Annotated in this window: 23 protein-coding genes; 10 read left to right on the forward strand and 13 right to left on the reverse strand. The window is 65.2% G+C overall.

The features are described 5' to 3' along the window. Positions 1–6: 6 nt before the first annotated feature. Together DC363_RS03985 and DC363_RS03990 are read right to left on the reverse strand one after the other, a co-directional pair. Positions 7–711, reverse strand: a complete 705-nt coding sequence (locus DC363_RS03985; protein ID WP_108639832.1) for a winged helix-turn-helix domain-containing protein — start codon at positions 709–711, stop codon at positions 7–9. Then, entirely contained in the window at positions 683–964 is a 282-nt protein-coding gene (locus tag DC363_RS03990; protein WP_108639833.1) for a hypothetical protein, read from the reverse strand. The genes DC363_RS03985 and DC363_RS03990 overlap by 29 nt, the downstream gene beginning before the upstream one ends. Positions 965–1,130: 166 nt before the next feature. Here DC363_RS03990 and DC363_RS03995 point away from each other — a divergent pair, with 166 nt between their 5' ends. The 4 genes from DC363_RS03995 (at position 1,131) to galE (ending at position 4,727) form a co-directional block, all read left to right on the forward strand. Continuing rightward, positions 1,131–1,550, forward strand: coding sequence for a hypothetical protein (locus DC363_RS03995; RefSeq protein ID WP_108639834.1), 420 nt, complete (start codon positions 1,131–1,133; stop codon positions 1,548–1,550). A 157-nt stretch (positions 1,551–1,707) separates the two neighbouring features. Further along, a complete protein-coding gene (locus DC363_RS04000; protein ID WP_108639835.1) occupies positions 1,708–2,316 on the forward strand; it encodes a ribonuclease HII in 609 nt (202 codons plus the stop codon). 123 nt (positions 2,317–2,439) lie between these two features. After that, the gene (locus DC363_RS04005; protein ID WP_108639836.1) at positions 2,440–3,549 is read left to right on the forward strand and encodes a site-specific DNA-methyltransferase; all 1,110 of its coding nucleotides are present in this window, start codon (positions 2,440–2,442) and stop codon (positions 3,547–3,549) included. A 170-nt stretch (positions 3,550–3,719) separates the two neighbouring features. After that, entirely contained in the window at positions 3,720–4,727 is a 1,008-nt protein-coding gene (gene galE / locus DC363_RS04010; protein ID WP_108639837.1) for a UDP-glucose 4-epimerase GalE, read from the forward strand. Here galE and DC363_RS04015 read toward each other — a convergent pair. Together DC363_RS04015 and mutY are read right to left on the reverse strand one after the other, a co-directional pair. Then, on the reverse strand, positions 4,724–5,863 hold the full coding sequence (locus DC363_RS04015; protein ID WP_108639838.1) for an alkane 1-monooxygenase: 1,140 nt from the start codon (positions 5,861–5,863) through the stop codon (positions 4,724–4,726). The genes galE and DC363_RS04015 overlap by 4 nt on opposite strands. A 46-nt stretch (positions 5,864–5,909) precedes the next feature. Continuing rightward, positions 5,910–6,962: an A/G-specific adenine glycosylase gene (gene mutY, locus DC363_RS04020; RefSeq protein ID WP_108639839.1), complete on the reverse strand. Its 1,053-nt coding sequence runs from the start codon at positions 6,960–6,962 to the stop codon at positions 5,910–5,912. A 69-nt stretch (positions 6,963–7,031) separates the two neighbouring features. On the opposite strand from mutY, the gene DC363_RS04025 reads away from it, so the two are divergent. From DC363_RS04025 to DC363_RS04035, 3 genes are read left to right on the forward strand one after another with little or no spacing between them, the layout of a single operon-like run. Then, a complete protein-coding gene (locus DC363_RS04025) occupies positions 7,032–7,556 on the forward strand; it encodes a DUF721 domain-containing protein (protein WP_108639840.1) in 525 nt (174 codons plus the stop codon). Further along, positions 7,556–8,221 (forward strand): DsbA family protein, encoded by a 666-nt coding sequence (locus DC363_RS04030; RefSeq protein ID WP_108639841.1) that lies wholly within the window; start codon positions 7,556–7,558, stop codon positions 8,219–8,221. The genes DC363_RS04025 and DC363_RS04030 overlap by 1 nt, the downstream gene beginning before the upstream one ends. Next, complete coding sequence (locus DC363_RS04035; RefSeq protein WP_108639842.1) at positions 8,218–9,342, forward strand: CaiB/BaiF CoA transferase family protein; 1,125 nt, start codon at positions 8,218–8,220, stop codon at positions 9,340–9,342. The genes DC363_RS04030 and DC363_RS04035 overlap by 4 nt, the downstream gene beginning before the upstream one ends. On the opposite strand, the gene lpxK is transcribed toward DC363_RS04035, so the two are convergent. From lpxK to DC363_RS04065, 6 genes are all read right to left on the reverse strand, one after another. Continuing rightward, positions 9,329–10,315, reverse strand: a complete 987-nt coding sequence (gene lpxK, locus DC363_RS04040) for a tetraacyldisaccharide 4'-kinase (RefSeq protein ID WP_108639843.1) — start codon at positions 10,313–10,315, stop codon at positions 9,329–9,331. The genes DC363_RS04035 and lpxK overlap by 14 nt on opposite strands. Then, entirely contained in the window at positions 10,312–11,427 is a 1,116-nt protein-coding gene (locus DC363_RS04045; protein ID WP_108639844.1) for a 3-deoxy-D-manno-octulosonic acid transferase, read from the reverse strand. Before DC363_RS04045 ends, lpxK begins: the two co-directional genes overlap by 4 nt. 21 nt (positions 11,428–11,448) lie before the next feature. Beyond that, positions 11,449–11,691, reverse strand: coding sequence for a DUF4170 domain-containing protein (locus tag DC363_RS04050; protein WP_108639845.1), 243 nt, complete (start codon positions 11,689–11,691; stop codon positions 11,449–11,451). A gap of 65 nt (positions 11,692–11,756) precedes the next feature. After that, the gene (locus DC363_RS04055) at positions 11,757–12,530 is read right to left on the reverse strand and encodes an inositol monophosphatase family protein (protein WP_422396397.1); all 774 of its coding nucleotides are present in this window, start codon (positions 12,528–12,530) and stop codon (positions 11,757–11,759) included. After that, the gene (locus DC363_RS04060; protein WP_108639847.1) at positions 12,523–13,869 is read right to left on the reverse strand and encodes a TldD/PmbA family protein; all 1,347 of its coding nucleotides are present in this window, start codon (positions 13,867–13,869) and stop codon (positions 12,523–12,525) included. Before DC363_RS04060 ends, DC363_RS04055 begins: the two co-directional genes overlap by 8 nt. A gap of 221 nt (positions 13,870–14,090) precedes the next feature. Next, positions 14,091–15,602: a DUF2125 domain-containing protein gene (locus DC363_RS04065; RefSeq protein WP_108639848.1), complete on the reverse strand. Its 1,512-nt coding sequence runs from the start codon at positions 15,600–15,602 to the stop codon at positions 14,091–14,093. A 93-nt stretch (positions 15,603–15,695) separates the two neighbouring features. Between DC363_RS04065 and DC363_RS04070 the strand changes: the two genes are divergently transcribed. From DC363_RS04070 to DC363_RS04080, 3 genes are all read left to right on the forward strand, one after another. Next, on the forward strand, positions 15,696–16,445 hold the full coding sequence (locus DC363_RS04070) for an SDR family oxidoreductase (protein WP_108639849.1): 750 nt from the start codon (positions 15,696–15,698) through the stop codon (positions 16,443–16,445). Beyond that, a complete protein-coding gene (locus tag DC363_RS04075) occupies positions 16,442–17,056 on the forward strand; it encodes an enoyl-CoA hydratase/isomerase family protein (RefSeq protein WP_108639850.1) in 615 nt (204 codons plus the stop codon). The genes DC363_RS04070 and DC363_RS04075 overlap by 4 nt, the downstream gene beginning before the upstream one ends. Positions 17,057–17,163: 107 nt before the next feature. Beyond that, a complete protein-coding gene (locus tag DC363_RS04080; RefSeq protein WP_108639851.1) occupies positions 17,164–18,333 on the forward strand; it encodes a TIGR03862 family flavoprotein in 1,170 nt (389 codons plus the stop codon). Here the strand turns inward: DC363_RS04080 and DC363_RS04085 are convergent. From DC363_RS04085 to DC363_RS04095, 3 genes are read right to left on the reverse strand one after another with little or no spacing between them, the layout of a single operon-like run. Beyond that, positions 18,321–19,325 carry an NAD-dependent epimerase/dehydratase family protein gene (locus DC363_RS04085; RefSeq protein WP_108639852.1) on the reverse strand — a complete coding sequence of 335 codons (1,005 nt, stop codon included), beginning with the start codon at positions 19,323–19,325 and terminating at the stop codon, positions 18,321–18,323. The genes DC363_RS04080 and DC363_RS04085 overlap by 13 nt on opposite strands. 36 nt (positions 19,326–19,361) lie before the next feature. After that, positions 19,362–19,967: a sugar transferase gene (locus DC363_RS04090; protein WP_108639853.1), complete on the reverse strand. Its 606-nt coding sequence runs from the start codon at positions 19,965–19,967 to the stop codon at positions 19,362–19,364. Then, the gene (locus DC363_RS04095; protein ID WP_241962918.1) at positions 19,967–20,839 is read right to left on the reverse strand and encodes an NAD-dependent epimerase/dehydratase family protein; all 873 of its coding nucleotides are present in this window, start codon (positions 20,837–20,839) and stop codon (positions 19,967–19,969) included. Before DC363_RS04095 ends, DC363_RS04090 begins: the two co-directional genes overlap by 1 nt. Positions 20,840–20,845 lie beyond the last annotated feature (6 nt).

Consider the following 20,845-nt stretch of genomic DNA (forward strand, 5'->3'; position numbering starts at 1 on the left):
CGCCGGTCACACCATGCGGATCACGGCCTTGTCGATGGCCAGCATATAGCCGCGCCGGGCGATGTTGCGAATCAACAGCTCTGAAATCATCTGGTTGCCCAGCGTGTCACGAAGCCGCTTGATCCGCGTGGCACCCGCAGCCTCTTCGCAATCGGAAGAGGGGCGGCCGGAAATCACGCCTTCGATCTCGGCGCCGGACAAAACCTCATCATCCATGCGCGCTTCGGCCAGCACGGCCAAGGTCTCGATCGCCGCATCGGTGAGTTTGAATTCGAAGTTGTTCAGGTAAACCATGTTCTGGTCGCGCGAAATCAGGAGTGAGTTGACCTCGATCCCCTTGCGTTCGATCTGCCCCATGCGGCGGTTCATGGCAATCAGCATCACCAGAAACGCCACCGCTGCCACCAGCAAAGCGGTCGAGAACACCAGCAACACGAAAATCACGAACCGGTAGCTGTCCAGCGTCTCGGAAAAGGCCGTTCCGGATTGCGCCAGAATCTCGAGAAGCTTGATCTCTGCCTGTCCGGTAAGGGTCGCATTCTCGACGAACAATTGCTCGACCCGCGCGTTGAACGCGTTCGCGTCGGGCAGGTTCAAGAACAGCAAGACCGCAGCACTGGCCAGAATGACGACGATGGCCGCGATTCCGCCGATGACGATCCGGTTGCCGGTCTGGCGCGCTTCAATAGCGGAGGTAGAACTCTCCTGCACTCTCTTCCCTCTCTTCAAGTCCGGTTTCATCGAAGACCCCTTCGATGCTCAGCAATTGCCAGTCGTCCTTCGCAAGACGGGGCTCAAGCTCGGCCGCGGCGGCCTGTTCCGAACACACGTCAAGGATTTCCGCGACACCGTAGTGCAGGCGAAGCGGATCGTCACGCTTGGCTTTGTAGTCGGCATAACAGTCAGCCTGCGCCGTGCTGGCCACCGCGCTGAGTGCAAGGATCAGGGGAAGGATGTGTTTCATAGCGCGAACATGGCGGGTGGGGGGCGGTTATTCAATAACTTCCGCTGCGACCCTTCGCGCAAACCCATAGCCGCAAGGCGATATTGGGCGGCGCGGCGGGGCGCGGCACGCTTGGTCCATACCCCGTGCCTGTCTGTTGCGGGACACATATGAAAGGACCGATACGATGCTGAAATCCACACTGACCGCCGGTGTCCTTGCCATCTCACTCGCGTTGACAAGTCTGACGCCCAGCTCCGCCACCGCCGCCATCTCGGAAGAGGACGCGCTGAAAGGCTTCCTGACCTTATTGGCCATCGGGGCGGTGATCCACTCGATGAACGATGACGACGATGACCGTGAGGCGCGGCCCGATCGAAACAATCGCTGGAAGACCTTGCCGGCCCAGTGCCAACGGCAGGTAACGCGGCGCAACGGGAACCGGATCAATTTCTTCCCGCAACGCTGTCTGAACCGCAATTACGCCCATGTCGAACGTCTGCCCCAACGCTGCCACGTGCGCTTCCGGACCGAGGCCGGCCAGCGGCGACAGGGCTACCGCACGCGCTGCCTGCGCGACGAAGGATTCCGCACAAACCGGCGCTAAGGCCGGGGCGGAACGGGGCGGCGGCACCGATCGCCGCCCGGAGAGGCAGGGGGGAGGACATGGCCCCCTGCCTCTTTTATTGTCTGCCCTGTGATGTTGCAGGTTCGGGGCCGGAAGCCGCTTGCGTCGGCGCGGCCTGTCTGCTTCATCCTGTGCCATGACCTGCCGCCCCGACTATACCTATGAACAGCAGCTTTTCGGTCGCGGGGCGCTGCGCGTCGCGGGCGTGGATGAGGTCGGGCGCGGCCCGCTGGCCGGTCCGGTCACGGCGGCGGCAGTGGTGTTCCACCACGATCGGATCCCCGAGGGGCTGAACGACAGCAAGGCGCTAACCAAGAAACGCCGCGAAGCGCTCGAGCCGTTGATCTTTGCCGCCGCCGAGGTCTCCATCGCCCATGCCACGGTCGAGGAAATCGACGAAATCAACATCCTGCGCGCCAGTCACCTGGCGATGGAGCGCGCGATTGCCGGGCTCGGCCGGGTCGATCACGCGCTGATCGACGGCAATATGATCCCCCAAAATCTCGCCACACCGGCGACCGCCCTGATCAAGGGCGACGCCCTGAGTGCGAGCATCGCGGCGGCCTCAATTGTGGCGAAAATATGTCGCGACCGGATCATGGTGGAGTTGGCGCAACACTATCCGGGATATGGCTGGGAGACGAACGCAGGTTACGGGTGCAAAAGCCACATGTTGGCGCTGCAAAATTTGGGCGTGACCCCACACCATAGACGGTCCTTCAAACCCGTCCACAAGATGTTGTGACAAGCCGAAAACGTAACCTCTTGATTCAATAAAGTTTTTGACTGCGAATCCCCTTTGACTCACATTGGGATCAACCAAAGAGCGGATAACCGCCGTGGTCTTGAGGACGGACAGAGGCAGACAATGACAAAGAAAAAGACTGGGAAAAGTGCGCCCGCACTGCCCCTTAACAGTATCCTTGACGGTGACTGCATTGAGGTCATGAACAGCTTGCCCGAGGGCAGCGTTGACCTGATTTTTGCGGACCCCCCCTATAACCTGCAATTGCGCGGTGACCTGCACCGGCCGGACAATTCCAAGGTCGATGCGGTCGACAACGACTGGGACCAGTTCGACAGCTTCCGCGTCTATGACGAGTTCACCCGCGCCTGGCTGGCCGCCGCGCGGCGCATCCTGAAGCCGGACGGCGCAATCTGGGTGATCGGCAGCTATCACAACGTGTTCCGCATGGGGGCCGAGCTCCAGAATCAGGGGTTCTGGATCCTCAACGACGTGGTCTGGCGCAAGTCGAACCCGATGCCCAATTTCCGCGGCAAACGTCTGACCAACGCCCATGAGACGCTGATCTGGGCCGGCAAGTCCGAGAAATCGAAATACACTTTTAACTACGAGGCCCTAAAGTCGCTGAACGAAGGCACACAGATGCGCAGCGACTGGGTGCTTCCGATCTGCACAGGACATGAACGCTTGAAGAACGACGCCGGCGACAAGGCCCACCCGACCCAGAAGCCCGAAAGTCTGTTGCACCGGGTGTTGCTGGCCACCACAAACCCCGGCGATGTCGTGCTTGACCCGTTCTTCGGCACCGGCACCACCGGCGCGGTCGCCAAGATGCTGGGCCGCGATTACATCGGGATCGAGCGTGAGGCCGAGTATCGCGCCGTCGCCGCGAAACGTCTGGCCCGCGTGCGCAAGCTGGACAACGAAGCGCTGGAAGTGACGCAATCCAAGCGCGCCGAACCCCGCGTGCCCTTCGGTCAGGTGGTCGAGCGCGGCATGTTGCGCCCCGGCGAAGAGCTGTGGTCGATCAACGGGCGTCACAAAGCCAAGGTGCGGGCCGACGGCTCGTTGATCGGGGCCGATGTCAAAGGCTCGATCCATCAGGTCGGTGCGGCGTGCGAGAAGGCCCCGAGCTGCAATGGCTGGACCTATTGGCACTTCCGCCGCGACGGCAAGAAAGTTCCCATCGACCTTCTGCGCCAGCAGATCCGGTCCGAGATGCGGGCAAACTGACCCCTACACAAAAAACACAGACTACCGCCTGTGCCAGCGGCCCCTTCGGGCCGTGGCACACCTTGACCCTGTCGGCCTTTCGGGCCTGACAGGGTTTTTTTTGCCCGCGATCTTCGCCCGTGACGTCGCGCAAGCGCTGGGCCATAAGGGGGCAATTTGACGGGGGACCCATGGCGAAAATACTGCTGACCGGCGGGGCCGGCTACATCGGATCGCATACCTATCTGGCGCTGCTCGAAGCCGGGTTCGAGGTTGTCGTGTTCGACAATTTCTCGAACGCGAAGCCGGATGTGCCCGACCGTTTGCAGCAGATCGCCGGACAGGCGGTGCATCTGGTGCGGGGCGATGTTCTGGACCGCGCCGCGCTGGATGCGGTCTTTGCGGACCACCAAATCGACGGGGTGGTGCATTTCGCCGCCAAGAAGGCCGTGGGCGAAAGCGTGGCGCAGCCCATCGACTACATGCACACCAACATCGGCGGGCTGCTCACGCTTCTGGCGGCGATGGAGGAGGCCGGCGTGCGGCGGCTGGTTTTCTCCTCTTCGGCCACGGTTTACGGCGACACCGAGGTGCAGCCCATCCCCGAGGATCACCCCCGCACCTATACCTCGCCCTATGCCTATACCAAGATCGCGGGCGAACAGATCCTCGAGCAACTGCCCGCGCCGTGGGCCATCGGCATCCTGCGCTATTTCAACCCAGTCGGGGCCCATCGCTCGGCTTTGATCGGCGAAGACCCTGCGGATATCCCCAACAATCTGGTGCCCTATATCGCCAAAGTCGCCACCGGTGAGCTGTCCGAGCTGGGCGTGTTCGGCGACGATTACAACACCCCCGACGGCACCGGCGTGCGCGACTACATACATGTTGAGGATCTCGCCCGGGGTCATGTGCTGTCGTTGCAGGCGTTGCTGGACAGCGGCAAGGGGCACACGGTCAATCTGGGCACCGGAGAGGGCTCGTCCGTGCTAGAGGTCGTGGCCGCCTATTCCGACGCCTGCGGCCGCGCGCTGCCTTACCGCATCCAGCCGCGGCGCGACGGGGATGTGGCGGTGCTCACGGCGCGGCCCGAGAAGGCGCGGGAGCTGTTGGGGTTCGAGGCCACGCGCAGCCTGTCCGATATGTGCCGGTCAAGCTGGGCCTGGGTCTCGGGGCAGATCCGCAACGCCCGCGACTAGCGCGGCATCGGGTTGGTGCCGCGTTTGTAGGGGCCCCAATCCTCGATCTCCGGGTAATACCGCGCCCGCCAGGCATCGACGCGGGGGTTCATCATCCGGCGCCACAGGCGCGGCACCACGGCCACCATCGTCATGACCGGATAGCCATAGGGCAGTTGCGGGGCGTCGTGCTCATCATAGGTCTGCAGCAGCGGAAAGCGGCGGTTCGGCTTGTAGTGGTGGTCCGAGTGGCGTTGCAGGTTGATCAGCAGCCAGTTCGACGCCCGATGCGCCGCATTCCACGAATGGCGCGGCAGGACGTGTTCGTATTTGCCGCCGCCCAGATGCTTGCGGGTCAGGCCGTAGTGTTCGACGTAGTTCACCAACTCAAGCTGGGTGATCGCCACCAGCGCCTGATAGGCAAAGAGCACCAGCCCCCACCAGCCTGCCAGCAGAACCGCCGCCAGCAAGAACGCGGCTTGCAGCGTCCAATAGCGAAAGAACGGGTTGGACAGGTCCGTCCACGGCCGTCCCTTGCGCGCCAGCATCGCCCGCTCGGCCTTGAAGGCGGACACATAGCACGCGGGCAGCACGCGCCGGAAAAACCGCCAGAATTGCTCGTTGTAGCGCGCCGTGACCGGATCGCGGGGCGTGCCGACATAGCGGTGATGCACCAGCAGATGTTCGCTGCGGAAATGTGAATACAGGACCGAGGCCAGAAGGATATCCGCAAGCCAGCGTTCGCTCTTCGGCTTTTGGTGCATCAGCTCATGCGCGTAGTTGATCCCCACGGTGCCACTGACGATTCCGAAGCCCCCCATGAGCAAGACCTCTTCCCACCAGGCGAGGTGATCGGTGCGCGCCAGATACCACAGAAGCGCAAACAGCGTGCCGATCTGCAAAGGGGCCCAGATCAGGGTGATCGCGCGATACCAGAACAGGTCGGCTTCGGCGGTTTCGGGGTCGGCGTTGTCAAGGTTCAGGCCGGTGAAATAGTCCAGCACCGAAAACAGATACCAGGTCGTCATCGGCAAAAGAACCAGCGTCCAGCCGCCATAAACGGCGGTGATCCACGTGATCGGGAGCAGCGCCAGCGAAAGCCAGAAGGGCAGCGCGCTGCTCAGGCGGCGGAATTTGGGCGCGGGGATGGTGGTCATCGTGCTCTCCGGTCTGGTTCCAGTCTATCCGCGCGCGGTGCCACGCTCATAGGGGGCGCAGCGTCGCAGTCGCCAGAGTGTAGGCCTTTTGCATCACGGTGGGCAGGGCGGACGGGCTGAAAGCCTCGGCTGTGATGAAGTGCCCACGGGACGGGCGGGCATCTTGCGCAAGCCATGCGGTGCGCACCTGAAGGATCAGGTGGAAATGCGTGAACGTGTGCCGCGCGGCGTCGTTCAGCGTCTGCCACTGGGCGGGCGCGGGCTCGGCCGGGGCGGGGTCGTCGCCCCATTCGGTGGTCGGCCAGCCCAGCATGCCCCCCAATAGCCCGGTGTCGGGCCGGGTCTCAAGCAGCCAGGCACCGTCCGCGCGGCGGGCGACATAGGCGATGCCGTGGCGCGTGGGTTTGGGCTTCTTGGGTGTCTTCTTGGGCAGATCCGCCTGCGTGCCTGCGGCGTGAGCGGCACAACAGGGGCGCAGGGGGCAGATGCCGCAGGCGGGCGATTTCGGCGTGCAGATCGTGGCCCCCAGATCCATCACCGCTTGCGCGTAATCCCCGGGCCGGCTGTGCGAGGTATGGCGGCGGGCGTAGTCCATGAACACAGGTTTCGCCGCCGGCAGCGGCGTGTGGTCGTCATGCAGCCGCGCCATCACCCGCTCGACATTGCCGTCCAGCACGGTCGAGGGCGCGTCAAATGCAATCGCCGAGACCGCCGCCGCCGTATAGGGGCCGATCCCCGGCAGCTTGAGCAGCGCGTCATGGTCCTGCGGAAAGCGGCCCCCGTGGTCGGCCACCACCGCGCGGGCGCATTTGAGCAGGTTACGCGCGCGCGCGTAGTAGCCCAGCCCGGCCCATGCGGCCATGACCTCGGCATCCTCAGCCGCTGCTAGATCGCTGACCGTGGGCCAAAGCGCCATGAACTTGCTGTGATAGGCGCGCACGGCGGCGACGGTGGTCTGCTGCAGCATCACCTCGGACAGCCAGACCGCATAGGGATCGGGCCGCACCCCGGCCTTGCGGTCGGCGGGCATCACCCGCCACGGCATGCTGCGGGCATGGATGTCATACCAATCCAGCAGGGCTTCGCTGACGTCACACAATGTTTATTAACTTTCCTTGTCCGGCGGGCTGGTGCTGAGGTAGCAGGGGGCTAGAATAGCGGTCGAGTTATGAAACAGCCACGCCCCAAAAGCACGACGCGCGGATTTTCACGTGCGGTCACGTTGATGCAGAAGCGCATACGCGACGCGACCGAGTCGCGCGGCTTCGCGCAGGCGCGTCTGCTGACCCATTGGGCCGAGATCGTGGGTGAGGCGACAGCGAAGATCGCCCATCCGGTCGATGTCAGCTATGCCCGCGGCGGCATGGGCGCGACGCTGACGATCCTGACCTCGGGGGCACAGGCGCCGATGCTCGAAATGCAGAAGGAAAAGCTGCGCGAACGGGTGAACGCCTGTTACGGCTACAACGCGATCTCGCGGATCCGGATCACCCAGACCGCGGCGACCGGCTTTGCCGAGGGGCAGATGGCCTTCGATCACGGCCCCGCCGCCCCCCGCGGCCCCAAACCCGAAGCCAAGGCCGCCGCGCGCGACCTTGCCGCTCCGGTGAAGAACGACGCCCTGCGCCTTGCGCTTGAAGCGCTGGGTGCGAATGTAATGACAAAATGTCCTGAAACGGGAAAGAAATACTGATGAAGACATCCATTCTGGCCTCGGTGTCCGTGGTCGCCGTCGTCGCCGCGGGCGGCATCTGGTACATGACGCAATCTGCGGAGGCGCCACAGGTGGCCGCGGCCACCGACATGGCCGAGGCCGAACAGTTCGACGTGACCGAGATGGTGCAGGGCGACCCCGATGCGGCGGTTCAGGTCATCGAATATGCCTCCTACACCTGCCCGCACTGCGCGACGTTCCACGCCAACCAGTATCCGCAGCTCAAGGAAAACTACATCGACACCGGCAAGATCGGCTTCACCTACCGAGAGGTGTATTTCGACCGCCCCGGCCTCTGGGCCTCGATGGTGGCGCGCTGCGGCGGTGAGATGCGGTTCTTCGGGCTGACCAGCCTGATGTTCGAAAAGCAGCAGGACTGGGCCCGCCGCGAGAGTGGTGATGAGATCGTCGCCGCACTGCGCAGCATCGGCAAGGTCGCGGGCCTGACGGATGAGGATCTGGACACCTGCCTTGCCGACGCCGATCAGGCGCAGGAGCTTATGGCATGGTATCAGTCCAACGCCGCCGCCGATGAGGTCACCGGCACGCCCAGCTTCATCATCAACGGTGAAAAATACTCCAACATGAGCTATGCCGATTTCGCGGACGTCCTTGACGAAAAGCTGGCCGAGACGAACGGATGACACCGCTGTCCGGCCTCAGGGTTGTCGAACTGGCGCGGATCCTGGCGGGCCCCTGGGCCGGCCAGTTGCTGGCCGATCTGGGGGCCGAGGTGATCAAGGTGGAATCGCCGCAGGGCGATGACACCCGCACCTGGGGGCCGCCCTTCATCGACCATGACGGCGAGTCCGCCGCCGCCTATTTCCACAGCTGCAACCGCGGCAAGAAATCCGTGGTGATCGACTTCCGCACACCCGAAGGCAAGGCGCAGCTTTTGCGGCTGCTGGACGATGCGGACATCGTGATCGAGAATTTCAAGGTCGGCGGGCTGGCGAAATACGGGCTGGATTACGACAGCCTGAAAGAAAGCCATCCGCGGTTGATCTATTGTTCGATCACCGGTTTCGGGCAGACCGGCCCCTATGCCACCCGCGCGGGTTATGACTTTATTATTCAAGGCATGTCGGGGCTGATGTCCGTCACCGGCGAACCCGATGGCCAACCACAGAAGGTGGGTGTCGCGGTGACCGATATTTTCACCGGGCTCTACGCCAGCAACGCCATTCTCGCCGCCGTTCACCAGCGCCACACGACCGGACGCGGCCAGCAGATCGACCTTGCACTGCTCGACACCGCGGTGGCGACCACGGCCAATCAGGCGATGAACTACCTTGCCACCGGCACCTCTCCGACGCGGCTTGGCAATGCCCATCCCAACATCGTGCCCTATCAGGTGTTTGACTGCGCCGACGGCCATGTGATCATCGCCGTGGGCAATGACGGCCAGTTCCGCAAATTCTGCGCCTTGCTGGACGTCGACGCGCTTGCGACCGATCCGCGCTTTGCCACCAATCCCGGCCGGTTGGAGCATCGCGACGTTCTTGTGCCACTGCTGGGCGAGGAGACCTGCCGCTGGAGCATGGCCGATCTTCTGGCGGCCTGCGAAGCCAACGGCGTGCCCGCCGGTCCGATCAACACCTTCGAGGATGTCTTCGCCGATCCGCAGGTCGTGGCCCGGGGCCTGAAGCTCGAGGCTGAGGGCGTGCCCGGCGTGCGGCCGCCAATGCGCTTTTCCGAGGCAGAGCTCGCCCTCGACCGGCCCGCGCCAAAGCTGGGCCAGCATCAGGACCTTACGAAGGGCTAAGCCCCAGCGCGCGCAGCTTGCGGTCCAAGGGCGTCCAATCGGAGATCGTCAACCGCACGGGCAGGACCGTCACCCGGTGACGGAAGCTGTCGGGCAGGCGCGTGGCGTCCTTTTCCGTGGTCACAAGGATCAGACCCTGCGCTTTCGCGTCACTGTCCAACCGTTTGAGGATGGCGTCGGTCAGAGGTTGGTGATCGTCCAGCGGTTCCGCCCGCACCACATCCGCACCAAGGCTGCGCAGCGTGGCAAAGAACTTTTCCGGGTGGCCGATGCCGGCAAAGGCCAGCACCCGCAGATGGCCCCAAGGCATGCCCGTGGGCAGCGGGTCAAGCTGTCCGTCCAACCGCACACAGTCCTCGGGCAGGGCGGGGGCAAAGGCGGCGCGGGCCTTTTCGGGGCCGATCACCAGCAGCGCATCGGCGCGGGACAAACCCGCCGCCGCCGGTTCGCGCAACGGGCCTGCGGGGATCGCGCGGCCGTTCCCGAAGCCCTTCACCGCATCGACGACCACCAGCGACAGGTCCTTGTGCACCGCCGGATTCTGAAAGCCATCGTCCAGCAGGATCACCGACGCACCGGCCGCCTCGGCCGCATGCACCCCCGCCGCGCGATCCTTTGCCACCCAGACGGCGGCAAAAGCGGACAGCATCAAGGGCTCGTCGCCCACATCGTCTGCGCGGTGGGTCGCAGGGTCCACCCGGACGGGACCGGCCAAGGCCCCGCCATGGCCACGGCTGACGATATGAACCGATGCGCCCCACTCGGTCAGCCGCTGCGCCAGGGCAATCGCCGTGGGCGTCTTGCCCGTGCCGCCTGCGTTGATGTTGCCGATGCAGATCACCGGAACGCCCGCCCGGTGGCGCGGTGCCTGCCGAACGCGCTGTGCCGTAGCGGCTGCGTAAAGCCATCCCAGCGGTGCCAGCAAGGCCGCCTGCCAACTGCGCGGGCGATACCAGAAGCCCGGCGCCCTCATGCCGCGTCCTCGATCGCGTGCAGCGCGTCCCGCACCAGAGTGTTCAAGGTCTCGGCGTTGCGCGTCAGCTCTTCCCAGCCCGCAAGCGCCAGTCGCGCGGTCTGTTCCGGCGCGATCAACGCGCCCACGGCCACCCCCAGTTCCGAGGCCGAGCGCACCTCGCGGCTGGCTTCGGCCTGCGCGAGACGGGCGAAGCGCGCGTCATGCGGGGCCTTGCGCGTGCCATGCACGACGGCAGAGCCCAGAACCGCCGCATCAAAGGGGGAGGTCGCGCCGCCCCCGCTCAGGGTGCCGCCGATGAAGGTGAGGGGCGCGATGCGATACCAAAGGCCGATTTCGCCCTCCAGATCCGCCACATAAACCTGTTGCTCTTCCGTCGGATCGTCCCCCTCGGAGCGCACGCCCACGATCAACCCGGCCTCGCGCAGGGTCTCGGCGACCTGCGGGCCGGTGGTGCAGTCCCGTGGGGTGACGATCAGCAGCAGCCGGTGATTGCGGCGGCTCGCCACCAGATGCGCGGCGATCATGTGCATGACTTCTTGACTTACGATATCGGCGGCAAACCACATGGGCCGGTTGTCGAGCGCTTCGGCCATCACCGTCAGTTCATTGGCGTCATGGCGCAGGGGCAGGGCCTCTTCCAACAGCGGACCGGTGACCTGCACCCGGTCTGCGGGAACGCCGCTGCGCATCAGCCGCGTGGCCGTCGCACCGTCCGCGGTCAGGATCCGGTCGAAAGCGGCGACCGCCGTGCGCCCCGCACGGGGCAGCCAACGGGACCCTTTGCCGTGCAGCCCTGCGGTGCGCGCATTGACCAGAACCGCCGGAAGGTGCAGCTTTTCGATCCACCGCAACAGCACCGGGCGCAGGGTGCCGCCCACCCAGATCAGGTAGCGCGGTGCCCGGTCTTCCCAGAACGCGCGGACCTTGGAGGCGGTGTCCGCTGGCACCGGCGCCAGTTCAACGCCCCTCGGCAGGCGCCCTATCATCTCCAGCACCTCGGGCTCGGCGGTCAGCAAGACCCCCGCCACATCGCTCGCCTCGGCCAGACGCGAGGCGAGCGACAGGCAGAACGGCACCTCGTCCCCGCTTCCGCAATGCACCCAGATCACGGCGCAACGCTCCGGTCGGCTCTACCCGAGCTCTTCCGTGGGCGAGGCTTCGGTCTCTTCATCGCGCAGCCGGTGAATATGGGCGATGAAATAGCGCATATGCGCGTTGTCGACGGTCTTCTGCGCCTCGGCCTTCCACGCGTTGAACGCGGTCTCATAGTTGGGGAACATGCCGACGATATGGATGTCATCGACATCCTTGAACGCGTTCCGTGTGGGATCGACGAGTTCTCCGCCAAAGACGAGGTGAAGACGTTGGGACATAGGGCACCTATTGGTTCGTTTGCATTTCGCGACACTAGGCTGTGCCGGGGGTGTGGTAAAGAAGGTCAGGCGAGCGCCTCGATCAGGTCCTTGTGGATGCCGCCCGCGGCGACCATGCCGTTGACCTGCGGGTGCCGGTTGTTGAACCGCGCGGGCTGTCCGCGCTGGTCCGTGGCGTGGCCCCCTGCTTCGGCCACCAGCAGCGCCCCGGCGGCAACGTCCCATTCCCAAGTCGGGCGCAGGGTCAACATGCCATCAAAGCGTCCTTCGGCGACCAGCGCCATGCGATAGGCGAGCGATGAGCGGAAGGTGCGCTTGAACGGCGGGCAGACGTTGGTCCAGTATTCCGGCTTTACGTTGAGCTTCGAGGACAGCACCGTGGCGCGCTCCATCTGCCGGTTCGACGCGGCATGGATCGGTGCGCCGTTCAGCGACGCCCCCGCGCCCTTGGCCGCCGCATAAAGCGCGTCGCGTTCGGGCAGATAGACGACGGCGGCAATGACCTCACCGTGTTCGGCAATCGCAAGGGAATGGGCCCAGTCCTTGTTGCCCTCGATAAAGGCGCGGGTGCCGTCGATGGGGTCGATGATGAACTGGCGCTCGGTGGCCTGACGGCTCTCCCCGTCCTCGGTCTCTTCCGAGAGCCAGCCATAATCGGGCCGCGCCGCCTGCAGATCGGCGGAAAGTTGACGGTTCACGTGCAGATCCGCCTCGGTCACCGGGCCCTGTCCGTCGGATTTTTCCCAGACCTCGGGGGCGGCCCTGAAGTAGCCTGTGGCGATCTCACCGGCCGTGCGGGCGGCGTCGATCAGCAGGGACAGGTCCGCGTTCCTAGGCACCGGCAAGCGTCATCCCGTCGATCAACAGGCTGGGCACCACGCGGCTGATATGGGCGCGTGCATCGTTCGACGGCACGATCCGCGCCAGCATGTCGTTCAGGTTGCCCGCGATGGTGCATTCATTGACCGGATAGGCAATCGCACCGTTCTCGATCCAGAAGCCGGACGCCCCGCGCGAATAATCTCCGGTGTTGGGATTGATGGTCGAGCCGATCATCGAGGTCACGAGAAGCCCGGTCCCCATGTCGCGCATCAACTCCTCGGGGCTTTGTGCGCCGGGCGTGAGCTTAACATGGGACACCGAAGGCGAGGGCGGGCCAGAGGTCCCGCGCGAGGCATTGCCGGTGCTTTCCAGCCCCAGCTTGCGCGCCGTCGCAAGATCGAGCGTCCAGCCGGTCAACACGCCATCCTCAACGATCTTGCGCTCGGACGTGGGCAGCCCTTCGCCGTCGAACAGGCGCGACCCGGCGATGCGGGGGCGGTGCGGGGTTTCGATCAGGTCGACGCCCCGGGTCAGGACTTGTTCGCCGTCGCGCCCCAGCAGCCAGGATGAGCCGCGCGCGATCATCGTACCGTTGCTGGCCGACAGCAGGTGCCCGATGAGCGAGGCGGAAATGCGTTCGTCGAACAGCACCGGATAGGTGCCGGTCTTGGGGCGGCGCGCACCCTGTCGGGCCACCGCCCGTTCACCGGCAAGATGGCCGATTTTGCGCGCGCTGTGCATGTCGGACAGGTGAATGCGGCTGTCGAAGTCGTAATCCCGCTCCATCTCGGCCCCGACCCCGGCAATGGCCACGGCGCTGAGCGAGTGACCGGTGCTTTCATAGCCGCCGGAAAATCCGTTGCTGGCGCTCATGTGGACCTGACGGCGGCCATAGCCAGCCGAGGCGCTTTGCACCTGCGTGACGCCGGCCACCTCTTGCGCGGCGGCCTCGGCGATGCGGGCCTGTTCTTCCAGCCAGGCCGGGTCCGGTTCGGGGCCGTTGTCCACCAGATCAAGGCGGCTGTGGTCCAGATCGGTCGCCAGCTGCGCCTGCGTGGCAAGGCCCGCGTGGGGGTCTTCGGGGGCTTCGCGCGCCATGGCGACGGCCCGTTCGGCCATCTCGCCCACGGTGCGGTCCGAAGTGTCAGAGGCTGAGACGTTGGCCGACCGCAGGCCCACGAACACCCGCAGGCCGATGTCGGTGGATTCCGCGCGCTGCGCCTCCTCCAGTTCGGCGTTGCGCACATCGATCGAGATCGACGTGCCCGAGACAGCCACCGCATCCGCTGCGTCGGCGCCCGCGGCCTGCGCCGCCGCGATAAGGTGGTGGGTCAGATCAGCAAGCGTTTGGGTCATGGGGTATCCTTTACATGCGGTTGAGGTAATCGGTCAGCCCCCGTGCCGCAAGTGCGTGCCATAGGAATAGCAAAGACCGCGCCGGTGCGCGCAGCCCGGTCGCGAGCGAAGTCTAGCGATTCATGGTTAACAAAGTCCTGCGTTCGGGCCCCGAGCCCCCGGACGCGAAAACGGCGCGCAACCGAAGCTGCGCGCCGTGAGGATCGTCGGTCAGGCGTCGCCTAGCGCAGACGTTGTCCGTTGGCGAGGACATGACCCTGTTCGTTCACCTCGATGGTCGAGGTCAGCTTGTCGTCGCCCACGGGGGTGGTGAACATGCCCATCATCATCCGCGGCATCATCGCCTCTTCCTCGGGGATCAGGCCCATCTGCACGAGCTTGTCGATCAGGCTGTTGATACCGTTGATCTCGAACGACATCTTGCCTTCGGGACGCGGTACGCCGTTGAAGGTTGTCAGGTCTTCGTTGTCAAAGGTAAAGGCCCCGTCGCCGGTGATCTCGGCCCCGGCGGCCTTGATTTCAAGTTCGGTCACCTGCACGCCGTTCAACTCACCGGGCACTTCGGCCATGACGGCGGCCTGCTGCTGTTCGGGGTCGAGGAAATCGAAGAACGGCGTGACCTGCGCATCCACGGCCAAGGCAATCGACACCGGCTCGCGTGGCAGCACCTGCTGCGGATCGCCAAGGTTCCAGAGGATCTCACTCACCTGCAGGTCGGTCAGATTGAACGCCAGACGGGCATCGCGCGGCTCGCCATCGCCCTGGCTCAGCGGCATCTGAAGATCGAACCCATAGGCCGCCAGTGACGCTTCGAACGGGAAGGGCACCTGGCTTGGCATTTCGACCGAGACTTCGACGTTCTGCGCCTCTCCGGTGTAGCTCAGCCCGTCCTTGTCCATGGCGAAGGCCAGCGTGCCACCGTCCACGGTCGCCGCGCCCGATCCAGCCTCGCCGTCGGCTCGGAACGAAAAGTCGTAGCGGGCGTCGCCGAAGGTATAGCCCCCGTCGATGGCCAGACCGTCGTTGAACGGCGGTTGCTCGGCCTCAAGGTCCATGTCCTGCGGGAGCACGAGGTTGGCGAAGGTGGACAGGTCCGCCAGATCGCCGTTCACGCTAAACGCGCCGTCCTCGCCCGTCTCGGTGAAGGCAAAGTCCAGATCCAGCGCACCGGCGCTGAGCTCATAGGCGATGTGGGTCAGCTCTTCTTCGCGGACCGAATACTTCCCGGCCAGATCGCGCAGGGCGAACATCGCCTCGCCCAGCTCCGCCTGTTCGGCCACCCGTCCGCCCAGACTGTCGATGCTCAACGCATAGACCTCGGCCGAGATGTCGTAGATCATCGCCTCCGGATCGCCCGAGACCGTGATGTCCATGTTCGTCTGGCTCATGGTCATGTTGATGGTCGATGGGTCGTCGTTTGGCGGGGTCACGGTGACCGTGATCGGGTAGCTGTCTTCGGTGCTGACCGACACGGTGCCGTCGCCGTTTTCCGTCAGCTCGATATCGCCCAGTTCGGCCAGCACGGCAGCGTCGTTGTCCTGCATCTCGATGGTCACGTCAGAGACAACCAGCGTGTCCCCTTCCATCGCTTCGCCAGAGGTGGTGAACCCCTGACCATAGACCTCCATCTGCCCTTTCCAGTTGTCCCAGACCTGCTGGGCGGTCACATCGGCGGCGGCGGCCGTTCCGGCAAGGATGGCCGTGGTGGTGGTGAGCGTGCGAAAAACTGTCATCGAAATTATCTCCCTGAGAAATATGTCCGAACCAGCTTTTCAACCTTATCATCTGCGGTCAAGCTCCGGCTGACGAACTCAGGAGGATGTGAAATGGACATGACGGGTAAAGTGGTGATCGTGACAGGCGCAAGTCGCGGGATCGGAGCGGCAGCGGCGCGGGCCTTTGCCGAGGCTGGGGCCAAGGTGGCGCTGATGGCGCGCTCTTCGGGCGAGATCGACGCGCTGGCCGGCGAGATCGGAGAGGCCGCGCTGTCGATTGCCTGCGACGTGTCGGATTATACCGCCCTCGCCGCCGCCGTGGCCGCGACCGAGGATGCCTTTGGCGGGATCGATGTCATGGTGAACAACGCGGGACTTATCGACCCGATCAGCCCGCTGGCCGAGGCCGACCCGGAGGCTTGGGGCACGACGATCGACGTGAACCTCAAAGGAGTATTCAACGGGATGCGGGCGGTTCTGCCCGGTATGATCGAACGCGGCGGCGGCACGATCCTGACCATTTCCTCCGGCGCGGCCCACGGCCCGGTTGAGGCGTGGTCAGCTTATTGCGCCTCAAAGGCGGGGGCCTACATGCTCACCCGTGCGGCCGATCACGAAAATCGCGCCAAGGGCCTACGGATCATGGGGCTTTCGCCGGGCACCGTCGCCACCGACATGCAGCGCGAAATCAAGGCCTCGGGCGTCAATCCGGTCAGCCAGCTTGACTGGTCCGACCATGTCCCCCCCGAATGGCCCGCCCGCGCACTGGTCTGGATGTGCTCGCCCGAGGCGGACGCGCATCTCGGCACCGACGTGTCCCTGCGTGACGAAGGCATCCGCAAACAGGTGGGCCTCACGTGATCGCCCATGACGTGTCCGACGGCTGTCTGACGTTGACACTCAACCGGCCCGACAAGGCGAACGCCCTGAGCGAAGCGATGCTGGCCGAGCTGGCCGACGCGGTCGAGGGGGCCACGCACCCGGTGCTGGTCCTGACCGGCGCGGGGTCGGTGTTCAGCGCGGGCGCCGATCTTGAAGAGGTGCGCCGCGCCGCCCTTGCCACCTCGCCCCAGTGGGAACGGCTGTCTACCGCCGTCGCCGGGTTCGAGGGGTTGAGCGTCGCGGCGCTCAACGGCGCTTGCGCGGGCGGGGCGTTGGGCATGGTGCTGGCCTGCGATCTGCGCATCGCCGTGGCCGGAGCGCGGTTCTTCTATCCGGTGGTGAAGATGGGCGTGTTGCCGCAACCGTCCGACCCCGCGCGGCTGGTCGCTCTGGCCGGTCCCGCGACCGCGAAGCGCATCCTGCTCTGCGGCGCCAAGCTAAGCGCCGAGGAGGCTTTGGCAACCGGCCTGATCGACCACATCTGCACTGGCGCGCTGGACGCAGCGGTGACCGAGATGACCGAGACGGCGCGCGCGGCGGATCCGGCCCATCTGCGCGCGATCAAGCGGATGATCCCCCAACCCCTGTAAGCGCTGGCTCGCGTGGTGTAGAGAAACCCGATGAACCACCGACCGACCTTTATTCCCGATATTCCCGACGATACGGCCTCGCCCACGTCCCGCGCTGCGGTGCGCCCATGACCGAAGCGCTGGTCATCGGGGGTGGCCCGGCGGGGCTGATGGCGGCGGATGTGCTTTCGGCGGCGGGGCATTCAGTCGTGCTGGCCGAGGTGATGCCCACCGTGGGCCGCAAGTTCCTGATGGCGGGCAAATCCGGGCTGAACCTCACCAAAGCCGAACCCATGGCGGATTTCCACGCCGCCTTCGGGTCAGACGCGCCGCATCTGGCCGACGCGCTGGCGCAGTTCGGCCCGCAAGAGGTCTCGGACTGGGCCGAGGCGCTGGGCCAGCCGGTGTTCACAGGCTCCACCGGGCGGGTGTTTCCGACCGTGATGAAAGCCTCGCCCCTGTTGCGGGCCTGGGGGCGCAAGCTGGCGGCGCAAGGGGTCGAAGTGCGCACCCGCTGGCGTTGGACTGGCTGGGACGGCGACGCCCGGCACTTCGAGACGCCTGAGGGCGGGGCCACGCTCACCCCCTGCGTCACCGTGCTCGCCTGCGGCGGGGCAAGCTGGGCGCGGCTGGGGTCCGATGGCCGCTGGGCGGGTCTTCTGCTGGATCAGGTCGCGCCGTTCCAGCCGGTGAACATGGGGTTTGCCGTGCCGTGGTCGCCACACATGACGCCGCATTTCGGCGCGGCGGTCAAAGGCTGCAGGCTCACGGCCGGGGCGGCGGCCTCGCAAGGGGAATTTGTCGTCTCGCACCGGGGGATCGAAGGCGGCGGCATCTACATGATCTCGGCTGCCCTGCGCGACGGGGCGCCGCTGGTTCTGGACCTTTTGCCCGACCTGACCGAAGCGCAGGTCGAGGCAAAGCTGGCCGCTGCGAGCCCCAAGCAAAGCCTGTCCAACCGGTTGCGCAAGGCCCTGCGGCTTGATCCGGTCAAACGCGCATTGGTGAATGAGCTGGGCCGGGGCTCGGACCTGCCGCTGGCACGTCTGATCAAGGCGCTGCCCTTCCCGCCGCTCACCCCGCGCCCCATGGATGAGGCGATTTCGACCTCGGGCGGGGTGCGGTTCGCGGCGCTGACCGACGATCTGATGCTGCGCGCGCGCCCCGGTGTGTTCTGCGCGGGGGAGATGCTGAACTGGGACGCACCGACGGGCGGCTATCTGATCACCGGCTGTCTGGCCACGGGGCGCGTTGCAGGCGAAGGCGCGCTGCGGCAACTGCAGGCTCAGACGTCGTAGTAATCCCGATACCAATCAACAAAGGCCTTCACGCCGGTCTCCACATCGGTGGTCGGCGCATATCCGGTCAGCGTCCGGAGCAAGGTCCCATCCGCCCAAGTGGCGGGCACATCGCCGGGCTGCATCGGCATGAAATTCTTCGTTGCCGGCTGCCCCAGCGCCTTTTCGATGGCGTCGATGAACGCCATGAGCTGCACCGGCTCCCCGTTGCCGATATTGACGATCCGGTGCGGCGCGACGGGGGACAGGCTGTCGCCCTCGGGCACCGTGTCCAGCCGCTCCGGCACCGCGTCGAGCAGCAGGTGAATGCCGCGCACGAGGTCCTCGACATAGGTGAAATCGCGTTTCATATCGCCGTGGTTATAGACGTCGATGGGCTCACCGTTCAGCACCGCCTTGGTGAACTTGAACAGCGCCATGTCGGGGCGACCCCAGGGGCCGTAAACGGTGAAGAACCGGAACAGCGTCGTGGGAATGTCGTAGAGGTGGGCATAGGAATGGGCCATCACCTCGTTCGCCTTCTTGGTGGCCGCATAGAACGACATCTGCGTGTCGGCCTTGTCGGTCTCGGCGTAGGGCATCTGCGTGTTCGCGCCATAGGCCGACGAGGTCGAGGCGAGCAGCAGGTGTTTCACCGGCGTCGCCCGCACCGCATCGAGAAGGTTGAACGTGCCGATGATGTTGGCGTCGACGTAGGAACGGGGTTCGTCGATAGAATAGCGCACCCCCGCCTGCCCGGCGAGGTGGATGACGTAATCGGGCCGCTCCTGCGCGACCAGATCCATCAGCACGCCGTCCGCCTCAAGCCGGTCGTTCACCGCCCGGAATTTGGCCGATTGCAGCAGGTTCGCCTGCCGCCGCTCTTTCAGTCGCACGTCGTAATAATCGGTCATCGCGTCGAAGCCCGTGACCTCGAACCCCTCATCAAGCAGCAGCTTGCTCAGATGGTATCCGATGAAGCCGGCGGATCCGGTGACAAGGGCCTTGGGCATGGGCTGTCCTTTATTGGTGACGCTGGTGTTCGTGTCTCACTTGCCGGCCACCTTCGCAAGCGTCTGCCACAGGATGCGGATGTCGAAACAGACCGAGGCATGGCGTTGATAGATCAGGTCCAGCGCGGCCTTGCGCGGCACGCAGCGACGCACATAGATGGCTTCGGTTTCCTGCGGCGTGGTGGCGCTGGCGATCAGGCGTTCTTCGTGGCGATGGTAGTGCAGGGTGGCCAGTCCGGTCACGCCGGGACGGGACCGCAGAACGCGACCATAGAGCTCGGGAAAGGCTTCGGTGTATTGTCGCAAAGGCGGGCGGGGTCCGACAAAGCTCATGTCGCCGCGCAAGACGTTGATCAGCTGCGGCAGCTCATCCAGCCGGAAGCGTCGCAGCGTGCGGCCGATGGGTGTGATGCGGTTCGCCTTGTCCCCGCCCGTCACCCCGGCGTTCGCATCCTCAGGCGTGTTCGACATGGTGCGGAACTTGATGAGGTTGAACGGCTGCTCCGGTGTCTTCATCCGTTCCGCGACATAGAACACCGGCGCCCCGTCCCGCCGCAGGATGGCCAGCGCGATGACAAGGATTACCGGCCATGTCAGCAACAAAAGCAGCACGGCCAGCGTGATGTCGAACAGTCGTTTCATCAAATCTCCACCTCGGCCACCTGCCGCGCGAGCGCGTCTGCCGGTGCGGCGCGTTCCGGCAACGTAATGTACTGTGCGAGCCGTTGGGTGGACAGGATCACCTCGGGTGGGATGCCCGCCGGGGCGGGCGCATCCTCCCACTGCAGATCGGGGATTAGGTGGGTGCGGTAGGCCCGCAGCAGCGCATCAAGGGACACAGGCTGCGGATGGGTGACGTTGACGACCCGGAAGCCCTGTGCCGGACGCGTCACAAGGGCCTTGATGCAGGCGAAGAAATCGCGCGGCCCGATGTAAGAACGCCGGGGGTAGCGTGCGGCCGCGCCGTCGCCGAACCGGTGCAGCGCCATCCTGCGCCCCGCCTGCCCATGGGTCCGCGCGGCCGCAAGAAGCGCATCCGCCCCCGCGACGTTGCCGATCCGTGCGACCGTGACTGCGGGGCCGGAGGCGCCCATGCAGAACCGCGCCGCCACCCGTTCCATCGCCGCCTTACTTTCTGCGTAGGGCGTTTCCGGGTGCATGGCGTCGGTCTCTTCAAAGGGGCGCGCGCTGCCTGCGCCATAGACCGCAGCGGAAGAGGCCAGCAGGACATGGGCGACCCCGGCACGGGCAGCCCGCTCAAGCAGGGTTTCCACAAAGGCGACATTGCAGGCCATAAGCGCGTGCTGATCCGACCCTGTGTCGCCGATCATGTTGATCAGCGTCGCCCCGCCGCGGAATACCTCGTCCGCCCCGGCGTGGTCGATGTGGCCCGACCAAAGGATATCCGCCCCCGGCGCGCGCGCCTGCGTTTGCCAGCCCGCGTTGTCGCTGTGCGCACAGCGCGCCAATACAGCGCCCAGCCGCCCGGTGGATCCCAGTATGATCGTCGTCACATCCGC

The sequence above is a fragment of the Thalassorhabdomicrobium marinisediminis genome, from assembly GCF_003072065.1.
Taxonomy (GTDB): domain Bacteria; phylum Pseudomonadota; class Alphaproteobacteria; order Rhodobacterales; family Rhodobacteraceae; genus Octadecabacter; species Octadecabacter marinisediminis.